Annotated in this window: 15 protein-coding genes; 2 read left to right on the forward strand and 13 right to left on the reverse strand. The window is 52.1% G+C overall.

Annotation, left to right across the window (positions count from 1 at the left end; translation table 11 throughout):
* Window positions 1-18: 18 nt before the first annotated feature.
* The 10 genes from der to nagB form a co-directional block, all read right to left on the reverse strand.
* Window positions 19-1,341 (reverse strand): ribosome biogenesis GTPase Der, encoded by a 1,323-nt coding sequence (der, locus tag B5F54_RS00965; protein WP_087229194.1) that lies wholly within the window; start codon window positions 1,339-1,341, stop codon window positions 19-21.
* Window positions 1,334-2,650: a DUF512 domain-containing protein gene (locus B5F54_RS00970; protein ID WP_087229197.1), complete on the reverse strand. Its 1,317-nt coding sequence runs from the start codon at window positions 2,648-2,650 to the stop codon at window positions 1,334-1,336. The genes der and B5F54_RS00970 overlap by 8 nt, the downstream gene beginning before the upstream one ends.
* A gap of 70 nt (window positions 2,651-2,720) precedes the next feature.
* Complete coding sequence (gene rpmF, locus B5F54_RS00975; protein ID WP_087229200.1) at window positions 2,721-2,903, reverse strand: 50S ribosomal protein L32; 183 nt, start codon at window positions 2,901-2,903, stop codon at window positions 2,721-2,723.
* A gap of 24 nt (window positions 2,904-2,927) precedes the next feature.
* Complete coding sequence (locus B5F54_RS00980; RefSeq protein ID WP_087229203.1) at window positions 2,928-3,428, reverse strand: YceD family protein; 501 nt, start codon at window positions 3,426-3,428, stop codon at window positions 2,928-2,930.
* 154 nt (window positions 3,429-3,582) lie between these two features.
* Window positions 3,583-3,999, reverse strand: coding sequence for a hypothetical protein (locus tag B5F54_RS00985; protein WP_087229206.1), 417 nt, complete (start codon window positions 3,997-3,999; stop codon window positions 3,583-3,585).
* Between the two features lie 53 nt (window positions 4,000-4,052).
* The gene (locus tag B5F54_RS00990; RefSeq protein ID WP_087229209.1) at window positions 4,053-5,393 is read right to left on the reverse strand and encodes a glucose-6-phosphate isomerase; all 1,341 of its coding nucleotides are present in this window, start codon (window positions 5,391-5,393) and stop codon (window positions 4,053-4,055) included.
* A 191-nt stretch (window positions 5,394-5,584) separates the two neighbouring features.
* A complete protein-coding gene (locus B5F54_RS00995) occupies window positions 5,585-6,733 on the reverse strand; it encodes a D-alanyl-D-alanine carboxypeptidase family protein (RefSeq protein ID WP_087229212.1) in 1,149 nt (382 codons plus the stop codon).
* Between the two features lie 221 nt (window positions 6,734-6,954).
* Window positions 6,955-7,713, reverse strand: a complete 759-nt coding sequence (gene hisF, locus B5F54_RS01000) for an imidazole glycerol phosphate synthase subunit HisF (protein ID WP_087229215.1) — start codon at window positions 7,711-7,713, stop codon at window positions 6,955-6,957.
* Between the two features lie 13 nt (window positions 7,714-7,726).
* A complete protein-coding gene (gene hisH / locus B5F54_RS01005) occupies window positions 7,727-8,344 on the reverse strand; it encodes an imidazole glycerol phosphate synthase subunit HisH (RefSeq protein ID WP_087229585.1) in 618 nt (205 codons plus the stop codon).
* A 282-nt stretch (window positions 8,345-8,626) separates the two neighbouring features.
* Entirely contained in the window at window positions 8,627-9,379 is a 753-nt protein-coding gene (gene nagB / locus B5F54_RS01010; RefSeq protein WP_087229218.1) for a glucosamine-6-phosphate deaminase, read from the reverse strand.
* A 178-nt stretch (window positions 9,380-9,557) separates the two neighbouring features.
* Here nagB and B5F54_RS01015 point away from each other — a divergent pair, with 178 nt between their 5' ends.
* Window positions 9,558-9,962 carry a putative ABC transporter permease gene (locus B5F54_RS01015; RefSeq protein WP_087229220.1) on the forward strand — a complete coding sequence of 135 codons (405 nt, stop codon included), beginning with the start codon at window positions 9,558-9,560 and terminating at the stop codon, window positions 9,960-9,962.
* A 138-nt stretch (window positions 9,963-10,100) separates the two neighbouring features.
* On the opposite strand, the gene B5F54_RS01020 is transcribed toward B5F54_RS01015, so the two are convergent.
* Complete coding sequence (locus B5F54_RS01020) at window positions 10,101-11,021, reverse strand: GH25 family lysozyme (RefSeq protein WP_087229222.1); 921 nt, start codon at window positions 11,019-11,021, stop codon at window positions 10,101-10,103.
* Window positions 11,022-11,256: 235 nt separating this feature from the next.
* Here B5F54_RS01020 and B5F54_RS01025 point away from each other — a divergent pair, with 235 nt between their 5' ends.
* Entirely contained in the window at window positions 11,257-11,475 is a 219-nt protein-coding gene (locus tag B5F54_RS01025) for a heavy-metal-associated domain-containing protein (RefSeq protein WP_242969602.1), read from the forward strand.
* Between the two features lie 86 nt (window positions 11,476-11,561).
* On the opposite strand, the gene B5F54_RS01030 is transcribed toward B5F54_RS01025, so the two are convergent.
* Both B5F54_RS01030 and B5F54_RS01035 read right to left on the reverse strand, forming a co-directional pair.
* The gene (locus B5F54_RS01030; protein WP_087229227.1) at window positions 11,562-12,935 is read right to left on the reverse strand and encodes an ABC transporter permease; all 1,374 of its coding nucleotides are present in this window, start codon (window positions 12,933-12,935) and stop codon (window positions 11,562-11,564) included.
* Window positions 12,936-12,983: 48 nt separating this feature from the next.
* A complete protein-coding gene (locus B5F54_RS01035) occupies window positions 12,984-14,852 on the reverse strand; it encodes a COG1361 S-layer family protein (protein WP_087229230.1) in 1,869 nt (622 codons plus the stop codon).
* Window positions 14,853-14,861 lie beyond the last annotated feature (9 nt).

Consider the following 14,861-nt stretch of genomic DNA (forward strand, 5'->3'; position numbering starts at 1 on the left):
CTAAATCGTTTCAGCGGATCACTTATCCCCGCGCTCCCGGATAATAAAACGCACCGGAGTCCCCTCCAAGCCAAATGTCTCACGGATACGGTTCTCCAAGTACCGCTGATAAGAGAAATGAAATAGTTCCGCCGAATTTACAAAACAGACAAACGTTGGCGGCTTTGTGGAAGCCTGCGTCATGTAATAAATTTTTAGTCGCTTGCCCTTGTCCGTAGGAGGCTGCACGCGCGCGGTGGCCTGCGCCAGCACATCATTGAGCATGCCGGTTGCAATGCGCATAGCATTCGAATTCGCCACATGCTTAATCAATTCAAACAGGCGGTCGATGCGTTGCCCGGTTTTTGCCGACAAAAACAAAAACGGCGCATAGGACATGAAGGAGAAATCTTCCTCCAGCTTTTTGCGGTAGGCCGTCATCGTGCTCCCGTCTTTTTCAACCGCATCCCACTTGTTGACGGCAATCACACAGCCCTTCCCCGCTTCATGCGCCAAGCCGGCCACCTTGGAATCCTGATCCGTAAACCCTACGGTTGCATCGATCATAATTACACACACATCCGCACGCTCAATCGCCATCTGCGCCCGGATGACGCTGTACTTTTCAATGGAATCATCCACCTTGTTGCGGCGGCGCAACCCGGCGGTATCAATCAAAATAAAGCGGCCGTAGGCATTTTCCACCTCTGTGTCGATCGCATCGCGCGTTGTTCCCGCAATGTCGGAGACAATGCAGCGGTTTTCCCCGGAAATCCGGTTGACCAGAGAACTTTTGCCCACATTCGGCTTGCCGATAATCGCCACGCGGATCAGCTCCCCGTCCTCTTCCCCTTCCGGCTCTGCGGGGAGATACTCCACCACACGGTCCAGCAGATCACCGGTCCCGTGGCCGTGAACGGAGGAAACCTGGACAGGGTCCCCCAAACCAAGGTTATAAAACTCATAGAAATCCGCCGGCGGCTCGCCCACCGAGTCGCACTTGTTGACACAGAGAATGACCGGGCGGCCGCTCTTGAGCAGCATCGCCGCGATGTCGGCGTCCGTCGCCACCAGGCCGGAGCGGATGTCCGTCACCAATATAATCACATCGGCCGCATCGATAGCCAACTGCGCCTGCGCACGCATCTGCGAAAGGATCACATCGCTGGCGCTCGGCTCAATGCCGCCGGTATCCACCAAAGAAAATTTGCGCCCTTCCCACTCGCAGTCTCCATAGATCCGGTCGCGCGTGACGCCCGGCGTATCGTCTACGATTGACAGGCGCTGTCCGATCAGCTTATTAAACAACGTTGATTTGCCGACATTTGGCCTGCCGACAATCGCCACAACTGGCTTAGCCATGTTCTTCCCTCCCTACCACTGCGTCCAACAGCGCATAGCCGTCGTTTGGCACAGTGATGATTTGTATCTGCAATGCCTCCGACAATTCTTCCAGGGAAACGTCGTCGAGGAAAATATCCCCTTCCCTGCGGAGCATCACATCGGGCAACAAGAGCGCGTCACCCAGTTCCCGGCCTCGGAGCTGCTTGAGGAGGTCTCCGCCTGTCACAAGGCCCGCCACTGTGATCGTGTCCCCAAAAAAGTCATTGACAATGGGGACCACATTGCATGTTAAATTATGACATCTTTGCCGCAGTTCGTCAAGCAGCGTATCCAGGAACGGGTGCGCCGCCACACCGGTGGCCAGCGTGACCTTGCGGGCACTTACCGGCGGGACGAAATCCTCCAACACATCCAGAAATTCCTGCTTCAAACTCGCCATCAGCCCCACGCCGTTTTCCAGCTGGTCAAAATCGCCGTAAAAGGGCGCGGGAGGAATCGGCAGCTGTGCCTTTAAGTAAAACTCGTCCGCCGCATAGCAGATGCGCTGACCATATTTCTGTTCACAGCGGTCCCCCCAGCGCTCCAACTGACGCACCACCGCCCGTGCGGTCTCCGAATCGTATCCGGTCAGCGGATACAGCCCCTGCCGGTACTTGGTCAGCCCAAGCGGGACGACGGCCACGCTCTGCACGGAGGGCCACAAACTGGTCAGATCCTTCAACGTGCGGTCCAGCTCCTCCCCGTCGTTGATGTCCCGGCACAGCACAATCTGGCAGTTCAGCTTAATGCCAGCCTTCGCAAAACGGTAGAGGATATCCAACGATTTCCCCGCAAAGCGGTTCCCCATCATCTTGACCCGCAGTTCGGGATTGGTCGTATGCACGGAGATATTGATCGGGCTGATATGCATCTTGATGATGCGGTCCACCTCGCGCTCTTTCAGGTTCGTCAGGGTCACATAGTTTCCAAACAAAAACGAAAGGCGTGAATCGTCATCCTTAAAATAGAGGCTTTTCCGCAACCCCTTGGGAAGCTGGTCAATAAAACAAAAGATGCATCGATTGGTGCAGGAGTGCTGCTGATCCATCAGATACGTTTCAAATTCCAATCCGATGGATTCATATTGCCCTTTCCGAATCTGCACCGTGCGTTCTGCGCCCGCGTCGTCGCGCAGAACAATCGAGAGATGCCGGTCCGTCTCGTAAAAGCGATAATCCAAAATATCGCAGATTTCATTACCGTTGATGGAGAGCAGGGTTTCCCCAGGTCGGACCCCGGCATGGCTGGCAGGTCCCCCCGGCTCCACCGCTAGAATTTTTACAGGCATGTTCGTCCTCCTGTTCAGAGCAAAAAAATAGAGAAGGATCGCTCCTTCTCTACTCTTCAGAAATCAAAAATCAGGCTTCCTTCTTGATGACTTCTCTGCCGTTGTAATAACCGCAGTTGTCGCACACTCTGTGAGGCGCCTTGTACTCCCCGCACTTCGGGCATTTCATCAGTGCAGGAGCGTCGAGCTTCCACACATTGGAACGTCTCTTATTCTGTCTTGCGCTGGATACTTTCCGCTTTGGTACCGCCATGGTCAGCACCTCCTTATACAAAGCTTAGCTATCTATCAGTTGTTTAAGGACCTCCAAACGGGGGTCAATCTGATGTGTTTGACAATTGCATGCGCCTTCGTTCAGATTCTTCCCACACGTCGGACACAGGCCCTTGCAGTCTTCCTTACAGAGGAACTTTGTCGGAAGCTCCAACAAAATGTCTGTGCGGATCAACTCGTCCAAATCCAACTTGTAATCGTCTACCTGAATGTATTCGCCGCTGTCCTCTTCTTTTTCCAAGGACAACACCAGCACATGCGAAAAAGGATAGACATACCGCCGCTCCACCTGTGTTGCACACCGGTCGCACGGGATTGAAAACCGAAACGCTGCCTGTGCATGCAACTGCACCAAACCAGCATGGTTCTCCACACTGCCCGCGATCTCTACCGGCGAGACAAATGGATATACACCGTTTACATCGACAGACGACAGATCCATCGAACTGCGAAACGAACGGCTGGCGCCCTCCTGTAAAAAGACATCTTCCAGTTCCAGAAGCATTTTTCACACCTCGGCGCTACATTAGCTTATTATATAGGTTCCTGCTCGCTTTGTCAATACAATTTATCGGTAAAAATTTCAAAGATACACAAAATATACGCAAAGATGCCGCCGGCACCGCAAGAGCGCCGGCGGTATCGCCCACATGGAATGCTTAAATCTGCGTTGCGAGGCTTTCGATCCCCTCTGGGAGCTCGCTCTTATCCGCCGAAACCAGCAGGACAATGTTGACATTCGCCTCTTTGGAGAGCTTGTTCATCCGCTCGATCAGCTCTTCCAATGCTTTCATATCCTGGCCGATGATCTTCAGCGTGGAATCCACGAAGATATCTGTCACATCATAATTGCCAGCGCAGATACCACTGATAAAGCCAGCCAACGCATCCAAGCCGCTGATGCTGTAGCTATCGCTGTCCACGAGCCGCGCCTGATGGGAGATGTCGTATGTCAGCTTCAAGCCCTTTTCAATGACAACTACATTTCCGTCAGAAGTCTTTACCGCCTCGTTTGCGCGCTCAATCAATTTTTTCGTTTTGCCGGAACCTTTTTTACCTACGATCAGAGTAACCATTGAAACTCCCCCTGTATGATAGTATTTCCGCATTGCGGATAAAATCGCCAGAATTATTTGTGGAGTCTTGCCTCAAGAGCTTCCTTCTGCTCCTCATAGCCGGGTTTTCCAAGCAGGGCAAACATATTCTTCTTGTAGCTTTCTACGCCGGGCTGGTCGAACGGATTTACGCCGAGCAGATAGCCGGAAATTGCGCAAGCCTTTTCGAAGAAATAGATCAGTGCACCCAGGGATTCCTCCGAGAAATCCGGAACATGGAGGACGATATTCGGCACGCCGCCGTCGGTGTGCGCCAATACGGTTCCCTCAAAGGCCTTCTCGTTGACATAGGACATGCTCTTGCCTTCCAGGAAATTCAGGCCGTCCACATTTTCGGGATCGTTGCCGATGTACAGCTCTTGCTTTGCCTTGTCAAACAGGACAACCGTCTCAAAGAGGGAGCGGCGGCCCTGCTGGATGTATTGACCCATGGAATGCAGGTCTGTGGAGAACACCACCGATGCCGGGAACAGCCCCTTGTTATCCTTGCCCTCGCTCTCGCCATAGAGCTGCTTCCACCACTCGCACATCATCGTATAGCAGGGCTCATAGCTGACGAGGATTTCAATCTCCTTGCCCTTGCGGTAGAGCATATTGCGCAGTGCAGCGTAAAGGTAGCACGGATTGGTAAACATATCGGCATTGTTATATTCCTGCTGCGCCTTTGCAGCGCCAGCCATCAGCGCGTCAATGTCCGCGCCGCTGACGGCGATCGGCAGCAGGCCAACGGCTGTCAGAACGGAATAACGTCCGCCAACATCATCCGGAACAACGAAGGTCTCATAGCCTTCCTTGGTAGCGAGCTGTTTGAGGGTGCCGCGCGCCTTATCGGTGGTGCAGTAGATGCGTTTTCTCGCCTCTTCCTTGCCGTACTTCTTCTCCAGGAACTCGCGCAGGACGCGGAACGCAATTGCGGGCTCCGTCGTCGTGCCGGACTTGGAGATCATGTTGATGGAAACGTCCTTGCCCTCGCAGATCGCCAGCAGCTCGCTCAATGCAGTGGAGCTGATGCTGTTGCCTGTGAAGTAGATGTCAGGCGTGTCCTTCTTCATGTTGTTATAGTTGGGCGACTTCAAAAACTCAATCGCTGCACGGGCGCCAAGGTAAGAACCGCCGATGCCGATGACAATAAACACCTGCGAATTCGCCTGAATCCGCTTTGCCGCCTCTTTGATGCGGGCAAATTCCTCTTTATCGTAATTGGTCGGGAGATCCACCCACCCGATAAAATCGTTGCCGAGGCCAGTGCCATTGTGGAGCATTTCGTGCGCAAGCTTTACCTGCGGCGCGAGCGCCTTATATTCATTTTCACCAACAAACCCGGACAGATGTTGTGTATCAACTCTGACAGACATATGAAATCCTCCTAAATATTGCATTCTTGGGTATGTTGTTATTTTACAATAGTTTGTCCATATTTGCAAGGGAGGGCACACATTTTATAATTTAATAATTTATGAACCCGAATCGCTTGTGCATTTTGTGTATTTTCTGCAAGCGGTAGAGAAAGCCGTACCCTTAGAAGAAGGGCACGGCCCTACCGAAGTCACATGGACACAAGCTGCCGGAACAAAAGCTGGAACACAGAAGAAAAGGTAATTTCGGGGATCGAAGTCTTGGCGAGGATGTTGTATTCCTTGAGGACCTCGCCGTCCAGGATACAGGTGATCTTTCCCAACACCTGCCCTTCCTCAACGGGAGCGGTCAGGTTTTCCCCCACCGAAATCTGGTATTGAATCTCTGCATCCTTTCCTTTGGGAATCAGCATCACGCCGTCGGCGGTGACGGTTGTCTCCACCTGTTCGGACATTCCGTTGAGCACCGGAATAGGCGCAAGGGCCTCCGGGGGCACCTGTGGCGTAGCGACGGACCAATTGGCAAAGCCGTAGTCCAACAGGGTGGAAGCGGTGGAAAACCGGTCCTTTGTGTTCGCAGCGCCCAGCACCACCGCAATCAGCTGCACGCCGTCGCGCTCTGCGGTTGCACTGATGCAGCTTCCCGCCTGGCCGGTTGTACCGGTTTTCAGGCCGGTGATCCCCTGATACGACTTGATGAGCTTGTTCGTATTGACCAGCTGCGTTTGGCCGTCCCGCACATAGTCGATCCAGATCTTCGTATAATCGAAGATTTTTTTATGCTTCATCAGCTCCCGCGACATCACCGCGACGTCATAGGCGGAGGTCAGATGCCCTTCCTCATCCAATCCGTTGCAGTTTTTGAAGGTGGTGTCCGCCATGCCGAGGGCCTGCGCTTTTTCGTTCATTTGCCGTAGGAACTCCTCCTCGCTGCCCGCCACATATTCGGCCAAAGCAACCGCGGCGTCATTGGCGCTGGCAACGACGGTCGCCTTGAGCATGTCGTCCACAGACATGGCCTCCCCTTCTTTAAGCCAGATGTCCGACCCGCCCATCGACGCGGCATGGGCGCTCGCTGTAACCGTATCGGTCAGAGCGATCTTGCCCGCGTCCAACGCTTCCATCACAAGCAGCAGCGTCATCACCTTGGTGATCGAGGCGCAGGCGCGTTTCTCATGCGGATTCTTTTCATACAACACCTTTCCGGTCTGTGCTTCCATCAGGACAGCGGCAGGCGCTTTGACTTCTTCTTCGGAAAGCGCGGATGCGGCGCGCATCGGCACGGACATTCCAATCAGCAGAACGGCCAGCAGCCCCGCCGCAATTCGTTTGCCTTTCATCTGTAATCTCCCTCCTCGTTCTGCTCCCGGAGCGGAGGCTGCGGCAATTGCCCTTGGCGCCCGGGAATCCAAACCGTCCAATGGACTTGTTCGGTCTTCCCTAATTCTTATGCCGCTGTCTGCCGGATTATCGCAATTCCATCCGATAAAAAACAAAAAGTTCCTGTGCGGGACAGCGGTTGAAAGGCCGTTTCGCACAGGAACCATCAAACCAGGAAATATCACCGGCGCACGGAGATCCCACGCCCAGCAAGATACGCTTTCAGATCCGGGATGGTGATCTCTCCAAAGTGGAACAGAGAGGCCGCCAAAACTGCATCTGCATGTCCAGCCGTGAAAGCGTCATAGAAATGCTCCATTGCACCGGCGCCGCCGGAAGCGATCACCGGGACATTGACACTATCGGACACCGCCCGCGTCAATTCCAAATCGTAGCCGTTTTTGACGCCGTCGCAATCCATGCTGGTGAGCAAAATCTCCCCCGCCCCCAGATCGACTGCCTGTTTCGCCCATTCGACGGCATCCAGACCCGTATCGACCCGGCCGCCGTTTAAATAGACCGTCCAGCCGCCTTCCGGACGGCGCTTTGCATCGATTGCGCACACCACGCACTGGCTTCCAAATTTTTCCGCCGCCTCCTGGATCAGGGAAGGGTTCCGGATCGCCGCTGAATTGACGGATACCTTATCCGCTCCAGCACGCAGCAGCGCGTTGAAGTCGTCCACGGTGCGGATTCCGCCCCCGACTGTGAAGGGGATGAAGATGCTGTCCGCCACCTGTGCGACCATGTCGAGGATGATATTGCGCGCCTGTGCGGAGGCCGTGATGTCCAGGAACACCAGCTCGTCCGCCCCCTGCGCATCGTAGGCCTTTGCCGCCTCTACCGGGTCCCCCGCATCCCGCAGGTTGACGAAGTTGGTGCCCTTCACCACTCTTCCGTTGTTGACGTCCAGGCAGGGGATGATTCTCTTTGCATACATGTGCCATTCCTCCTCAATCCGCGTCGATCCGCGCGACAAAATTCTGCAACATCTTGAGGCCAGTCCGCCCGCTTTTTTCCGGATGGAACTGCGTGGCAAATAGGTTTCCCCGCTGAATTGAAGCGTCAATCCGCACGCCGTACTCCGTCGTCGACGAGACAACGCTCGGATCGTCCGCATGGAGATAGTAGGAATGCACAAAGTATACATACGGATCCTCTTCCAGCCCGGCAAAAAGGCCGCTCTGGCTGCGAAGCTCCAAAGAATTCCACCCGATATGCGGCACCTTTAGCCCTCGGTCCGCTGGGATGCGGAGGATCTTCCCTTCCAAAACACCCAAGCCGCGCACGCCGGGGCTTTCCTCGCTTCCCTCAAAAAGGAGCTGCAAGCCCAAGCAAATGCCCAAAAAAGGCTTTCCGCTTTCAATAAAGTCCAGTACCGGCTGGACCAACCCTGCATTCTTCAGGCAATTCATAGAATCGCCAAAAGCGCCCACGCCGGGCAAAATTGCCGCATCGGACGCTTTGATAACTTCCCGGTCTGCGGTCACTTGCACCTCGCAACCTATATGGTGGAACGCTTTTATCACGCTCTGGATGTTTCCGGCACCATAGTCGATGACTGAGATCATTTCGTATTCCCCCATTTTCCGCGCTTCCTGCTGCTTTTTCGCATTGCTTTGCTAAAATCAGATATACATCATTTTATCATTTTCTGCGGATAAAGGCAAACGTTTTCTGCTGCCAGCCAAAAACAGAAATTTTTCCATTTGAAGAAACAACTGACATTTTGCAACCGCTCGCTTTAAAACCGGACGCTTTCAGGAACCTTCTTTTCCCATACAATGAAGAAGCCCCTTTCAACCGGAATTTCCGTGAAAGGGGCTTCTTTATAAACAACGCGACTGAAATTCTCAATAAATCATTTCCGGGCACTTCTCGCGGATGACCGACATCGCTTCTTCATCGCCCACAATGGTAACATCCGGATGGACCTGCAAAATCGACGCCGGCACCTCCGGGGTAATCGGCCCAAACAGGGACTGATAGAGGATCTCCGCTTTGCCAGCACCGTTCGCCACCAGCAGGACCTTCTTTGCCTTCATAATGGAACCAATGCCCATTGTAACCGCATATCTCGGAACTTCGTCTTTGCTGGCAAAGAACCGGGAGTTGGCGTCAATCGTCTTCTGGTTTAACGTGACGCGGTGGGTCTCCTTGATATAGCTCTCGCTCGGCTCGTTAAAGCCGATATGCCCTGTATTGCCGATTCCCAAAAGCTGGAGATCGATGCCGCCCAGGGACTCAATTAACGCATCATAGCGGCGGCCTTCTTCCGCCACATCTTCTGCCAAGCCGTTCGGCACATGGGTATTTTCCAAATGGATATTGATGTGCTTAAAGAAGTTCTCCTTCATGTAATAGTGGTAGCTTTGCTCGTGGTCCGGTGCAAGGCCGCAATACTCGTCCAAGTTTACGCTGCGCACTTTGGAGAAGTCGACGTCTCCCTTATTATACCAATCGATCAACTGCGCATACACGCCCAAAGGCGTAGAACCTGTGGCAAGGCCCAACACAGAATCCGGCTTTAAGATCACTTGTGCAGAGATGAGATTTGCCGCCTTCCGGCTCATTCCATTATAATCCGGCGCGCTGAAAATTATCATACAAACCTTCCTTTCACGGCCGCCAGGTGGCCTCCCTATTGGCCTCCGGCCGAATAAAATATTCTAAAATCCATTATACCGTTTTTTTAGAGAATCGCAAGCGTGAGAACTGTATAATTTTGTCCATTTTGTAAACAACTATGGATGATCTAACGGAATAGGAGGCCGCAAAAGACAAATGAAGAAAAACGCACTCTTATTTGCAACCGGTGGCTCTGTCTACCCGATGTTGGAAATTTTGTGCCGTGGGCATACCGATCTTTCGATGTCCGTAGCCGGTGGAATTTGCCTTTGCTTGATCGACCGCATTTGTAATCGTTCTATGAAAGGAAAATGCCTGGCCGTAAAATGCTGTGCTGGTTCTGGAATTATCACTTCTGTGGAATTCGCGATTGGTTTAATTGTCAATGTTGCATGGAAACAGGATGTTTGGGACTATTCCCATCTACCATTGAATATTATGGGGCAAGTCTGCCTCCCATTTTCCATCCTTTGGTTTTTAATCACAATCCCTGCGCTTGCTGTCTGTAATCTGTATGATAAAATTCCATTCATCCTCTCGAAAAGGCATATGGCTAAATAGATTTTTCCACCTAAAATAGCGCTTCAATAGCAGATTGTACGCATTTGGAGAAATTGCACCAATTGCACAGCATTTTCAAATTTTTTTGGCAATCACACAATAGGCCCTATGCCCGAAAGCACAGGGCCTATTCCTAATTTAAGAGATCCAGAAAACAAACCTGCGGGCCGCCGTATCTTCCGCCCCGCCATAGCGGGTCCAGATCCCAGTGGATTGCCCCGGCTGCCCAATGGGGACCACCAGGAAAAACTGCTCGGTCTGTGTACGCCGCACCGGGATCACCGTAACAATGTCCGGCGTACCGGCGTAGAGTTCAATTTTAGATGGGTCTGCGGCGGAACATTTTACACCGTACCATTGCCCGCGGGCTTTATGCACATCCATCGTTGTATCAATCGAAACCGGGTTTTCGATTTTCCATCCGTTCAACCCTTTGTTTTTGACAAGGGTTGGAAAATCTTGAAAGCTGATATCGGTATCCGAACCATTTTTTCCATCGGTTTCCACGCCCGGCCATTCGCCTCCCGTGGACATAATCTCGTTTTGCCAAAGCGCACATGCTTCATCCGGCTTTTCGACGCCGGGACGCGCATACCAAAACACATATTCCGAGAGCTGTTCCGGGTAAATCATCCGGTTGTACCAGTCTTTGTTGACATAATAGGCAGCCAAATACCCGGCTTCCTGCAAACCTGCACAGACTGTGCGAATAATGTCGGTAAGTGTTTGACGGGAGGGCATCCCGTGTTTCTCCTTATAGCCGTCTCCGTCCTCCATATCAATAGCGACCGGAAAAAGCGGCTTCTTCCCTTTTAATAGGCGCAAAAGGTGTGCCAGCTCGCTCTTGGCGTTTTCTGTATTCAACGCATAGCTATACAAGTAGGCGCCCCATGGGATTCCAAGGCGGTCACAAGCTTCTACATTCGCCTCAAAATTTCGATCGTCCTGCTCCTTCAGGTCGCTTCCATAGCCGCAACGCAGCATGGCAAATTTCAGGCCCGCCTGTTTGGCTGCTTCCCAATCGACCGTGTTATGGTGGCTGACATCAATTCCTTTCATGCATCTTGTCCCCCTTTTGAATGGATTCAAACCATTTTATGCAGGACAGCATCCATTTGTGACTCTTGGAAACCATACAAAAACAGATTGATTCGCTCTGAGTGCTTTAAACCTTCCCGTTAGTTAGATACGCCCTTTCTCCTATCTCTGTTTCCAAAACCTGCCGCGTCATATCCACAATCGATTCGGGAAAGCTACTTTTGAGGTGATGAAGATGCCAAGGGAAAGCGCTTATATGATTGTAGAACGTGTGAATGGAAAACACGATTTAAAAGAGATCAAGCGCGGGTTGGACCGGCTGCACGGCGTAACTTCCGTCAGCGTGAATCCTTCCCACAATCTGGTGGCCGTGGATTACGACAGTTCCGGCACGTCTTACGACGCAATCGAACATCAACTCAATACGCTCGGCTATGAAGTCGCAGCGGACGCAAGCAACATCAACACAAGGTAATCTCCTCCCACATCTCCTAGACCATGCAAAAAGCGGACGCAGTCAACAAAACTGCGTCCGCTTTTCGTGTAAATCATGCTGTGAAATTATTCCTGCTTAATCGCCGTCAACGCACTGATTTTTACAGCGCGGTTGGCTGGGTAAAATCCAGAGATCAAACCGATCATCGTGGCAAACACCAGCGCGCCAAACGCTAACCAAACGGGGATAATGGATACATTGGAACCAGTGACCCCAACGCCAACGATCCCGCCCAAAGAAATACTATTCCCCGCAGCCGCGAAGGAGTTGATTGCAAACGATATGCCATAGCTAAACGCCAATCCCAGGATGCCCCCCATAAAGCCGATTGTACCGGCCTCCACTAGGAACATGGTGCGGATATTCCCAACCACGCATCCCAGAACCTTCATCACGCCAATTTCTCTTGTGCGTTCATAGATAGACATAATCATGGTATTGGTGATACCTAATGCCGCTACAAGCAGAGAGATGGCACCCAAACCACCCAAAATCATCTGGATGGTGCTCATTTGCTGTTCCAAAGGTTTGCGGATACTTTCCATGCTATAGGTATCTGCAAAACCCAATGCCTGGATAGCCTCTTCAACTTCTGCAACATACTCCACACTCTCAGCCTTTACGCTTACATTATCATAGCTGGATTTCGTGTTTGTCGTATCAACATCATTAATCTTATTGTACTGTTCCTGCAGCTTTTTCGCAAAGCTGACATCCATAAACACCGCATATCCCGGCGGTGGATTCCGGCTCCAGTCGTCGCCCATCACACCGATGCATTTGAGTTCGATCGGTTTCTGCTTTTTACTCGCAGTGGTCGTGCTCGTCCCCTCATCCAGGTTGCCCTGCATCTCGTTGATGACCAATTCCAACTCGTCCTTCATAGGATCCACATAAGGGTCTGGAATGGTTCCGGTCGCATCGGGCTGGGCAAAAATCATATTGTTGCTGGTCTTCTTCGTATTGTAGAAGTTATATAGCGCCGACCACCCAAACAAAATCATATTCTCTTCAAAGTCATCGCCGGGCAGCGAACCCTCCTGTACCGTATAACCAAAATCTGCGAGGGATTTCATATTGACGCCATAGATCTGCCCCTGATAGGCATACTTTCCGCTGTTGATCGTTACTGCATTCCAATCCAGCGTATACACCGGCGTGACAGCTACCACATGGGGAATCGCTTCAATTTTTGCAATCATGTCATCGTCGAGGGGGGTAGACTCCGGCGTCTGGTTATAGTTGTTGATCTGGACGATTGTCAGGTCGCCCATCCCCTCCATCATGGTATTCATGCTCTCATTGATACCGATGCCAAAGGAAACCATTACAACGATCGCGCATGTGCCGATAATGACGCCGGCAACCGTCAGCAAAGTACGCACTTTACGCTTGAACAAATTGCTCAAGCTCATGCCGATCATATCTTTCCATTTCAAGGCGAGGCCCCTCCTTTCTCAATGGTGAGGCATTCTGTTGCTGTACGGTCATTTACTGCCATCCAAAGGATCATCGTCGTAGTCGTCCTCCGCTTCCAGCATCCGGAGTTTCCTTGCCTTCAGCTTCTTGCGGATAAAGACGAGGATGACAATCAGAAGAAGCGCTCCGCCGCCAACCGTCAGGCCAATCGCCCAGGTGGGAGGGCCCGCCGTTGCCGAAGGGTCCCCATCGACTGGGATATCCCCTTCTGGAACCACCCCTCCCATATCGGCAGGCAGTGGAATCACGTCGCAGGAGAATTCTTTTTTGATCTCCTTGGTTTCGCCGTTGGCGTCTTCATAAGTGAAGGTCGCGGTACCGGCCATGGTTCCCACATCCATCGGCATGAGCGAAGCCTCAAACGAATCGCCTGTTCCGGAATTCACATTGCCAATATAAGTGGACATATCCTCGGAAGTGAAGTTCCCCTCCAGATCGACCGCCAAGTTAAAAATCGTACTTTTCCCTTTGTTGACATAGCTGATGCTGAGCTGCCCCTGGTCCCCCATATAGATCGGCCCAAAGAGATCCACCTGGTTGATCTCAAAACGGTCGGGCTGTGTCAACGGGATGGAGATCGTCTCCGTCCCCTTTAGGTCCGCTTTGCGGACCCCGTCCACCACTGCTTCATATGTATAGTCGACCGTCACACCGTAAGACTTTGGCGCTGCGTCCACCTTCGGATAGAGGGCGATCTGTTCCTGGAAACTGCCGCCACCCTTCACATTCTGGATGAAGAATGTGTTCGAAGAGCGGGATGGCGTAAACGCGACGACACCCTCATCGCCATCCGGCGCGGAAGAGACGGTCATCTTCAGATTTTCGATGGCGATATCCGGGCTCGTATTGCGGAAATTCATTGTCAGCATGAATTCCGTTCCGCCTGTCACTGCCATCCCGCCGTAGTCGTAGCTCTCAATAATGATCTGTGGGACGCTGGAATTCGAGCTCGCTTCTTCCTCTGTGCTGACCTTTGTCCCCGTCACCGGAATAAACATGCGGGGAGCAACGCTGGCATCTGCCGCAAGATCGCTGGAAGTAAATTTAATGGAAAGGGGATAACTCTTTGACTCCATTTTGGCTTCACAGACCAGCGGATAGGTTAATGTTGCAGTGGCTTGTGCGGGCAACGAATCGATATATAACGTGTCCATCGCACCACGCATGGTGATTTCCGGAGCATTCGCATTGTCGAACGCCGCTACGATGTTGTTGCAAGCCACACTGCTGTTGTTTTTCACTGTGACCTTGAGGTTAAAGGCGTCGCCCTCTTTAATCCCGCTGGCCGGGTCGGTGGAATAAGACGTCACCGTCAGGATGGGCTTATCCTCCTCTTCCTCCTCATCGGAACTCGTCCCGTCGCCAACCGGGTCAAAAATCGTCTTCTGAACGGTAAAGGAATTGATCCGGCTTCCATTTTTATCGTAATAAGAAATTTTAAAGCGCAACGTACCTGCCTTGTCGTTGACACGCTTCATATATTTCTCAGGGATTGTCAACTGATAGCCAAAATCCACCCTTGTTGTGCCGTCGTCATCGGATGAAGTCGGCAGTTCAATGTCGGTGTCGTTTGTCCAAAGGATTTCGTTCTTATCCGTTGTGTAGCTCTTTTTTCCCAAAGAAATGGCACTGGTGACGCTACTGACGTCGATTTCGATCTCTTCAACCCTGGCCGACGAAGAATAATTCGAGTGGTCAAAGACGAACGTAGCCTCAAAGGGCGTGTTTTTGCTTACCGTCTGCTTATCGCTATAAACCACCGGATCGGGTTCATACTCTTCATCTGCTGCAAAAACAGGCGCCGCGGACGCCAGCATGGCGGAAAGCAGCACTAGCATAGTAAACAGCGAAATCCCCTGTTTTACAAACCTGTTCATAAAGCTCCC

Origin of the sequence: Anaeromassilibacillus sp. An250 (assembly GCF_002159845.1) — a bacterium.
GTDB classification, from domain to species: Bacteria; Bacillota; Clostridia; order Oscillospirales; family Acutalibacteraceae; genus Anaeromassilibacillus; species Anaeromassilibacillus stercoravium.

What these genes read in the sequence shown, in the direction of transcription:
- hisH (WP_087229585.1), bottom strand. Translation starts at nt 8,344, where the DNA reads ATGATCTCAGTCATCGACTATGGTGCCGGAAACATCCAGAGCGTGATA.
- rpmF (WP_087229200.1), bottom strand. Translation starts at nt 2,903, where the DNA reads ATGGCGGTACCAAAGCGGAAAGTATCCAGCGCAAGACAGAATAAGAGA.
- B5F54_RS01025 (WP_242969602.1), top strand. Translation starts at nt 11,257, where the DNA reads ATGATTGTAGAACGTGTGAATGGAAAACACGATTTAAAAGAGATCAAG.
- B5F54_RS01035 (WP_087229230.1), bottom strand. Translation starts at nt 14,852, where the DNA reads ATGAACAGGTTTGTAAAACAGGGGATTTCGCTGTTTACTATGCTAGTG.
- hisF (WP_087229215.1), bottom strand. Translation starts at nt 7,713, where the DNA reads ATGTATGCAAAGAGAATCATCCCCTGCCTGGACGTCAACAACGGAAGA.
- nagB (WP_087229218.1), bottom strand. Translation starts at nt 9,379, where the DNA reads ATGATAATTTTCAGCGCGCCGGATTATAATGGAATGAGCCGGAAGGCG.
- der (WP_087229194.1), bottom strand. Translation starts at nt 1,341, where the DNA reads ATGGCTAAGCCAGTTGTGGCGATTGTCGGCAGGCCAAATGTCGGCAAA.
- B5F54_RS00995 (WP_087229212.1), bottom strand. Translation starts at nt 6,733, where the DNA reads ATGAAAGGCAAACGAATTGCGGCGGGGCTGCTGGCCGTTCTGCTGATT.
- B5F54_RS01020 (WP_087229222.1), bottom strand. Translation starts at nt 11,021, where the DNA reads ATGAAAGGAATTGATGTCAGCCACCATAACACGGTCGATTGGGAAGCA.
- B5F54_RS00990 (WP_087229209.1), bottom strand. Translation starts at nt 5,393, where the DNA reads ATGTCTGTCAGAGTTGATACACAACATCTGTCCGGGTTTGTTGGTGAA.
- B5F54_RS00985 (WP_087229206.1), bottom strand. Translation starts at nt 3,999, where the DNA reads ATGGTTACTCTGATCGTAGGTAAAAAAGGTTCCGGCAAAACGAAAAAA.
- B5F54_RS00980 (WP_087229203.1), bottom strand. Translation starts at nt 3,428, where the DNA reads ATGCTTCTGGAACTGGAAGATGTCTTTTTACAGGAGGGCGCCAGCCGT.
- B5F54_RS00970 (WP_087229197.1), bottom strand. Translation starts at nt 2,650, where the DNA reads ATGCCTGTAAAAATTCTAGCGGTGGAGCCGGGGGGACCTGCCAGCCAT.
- B5F54_RS01015 (WP_087229220.1), top strand. Translation starts at nt 9,558, where the DNA reads ATGAAGAAAAACGCACTCTTATTTGCAACCGGTGGCTCTGTCTACCCG.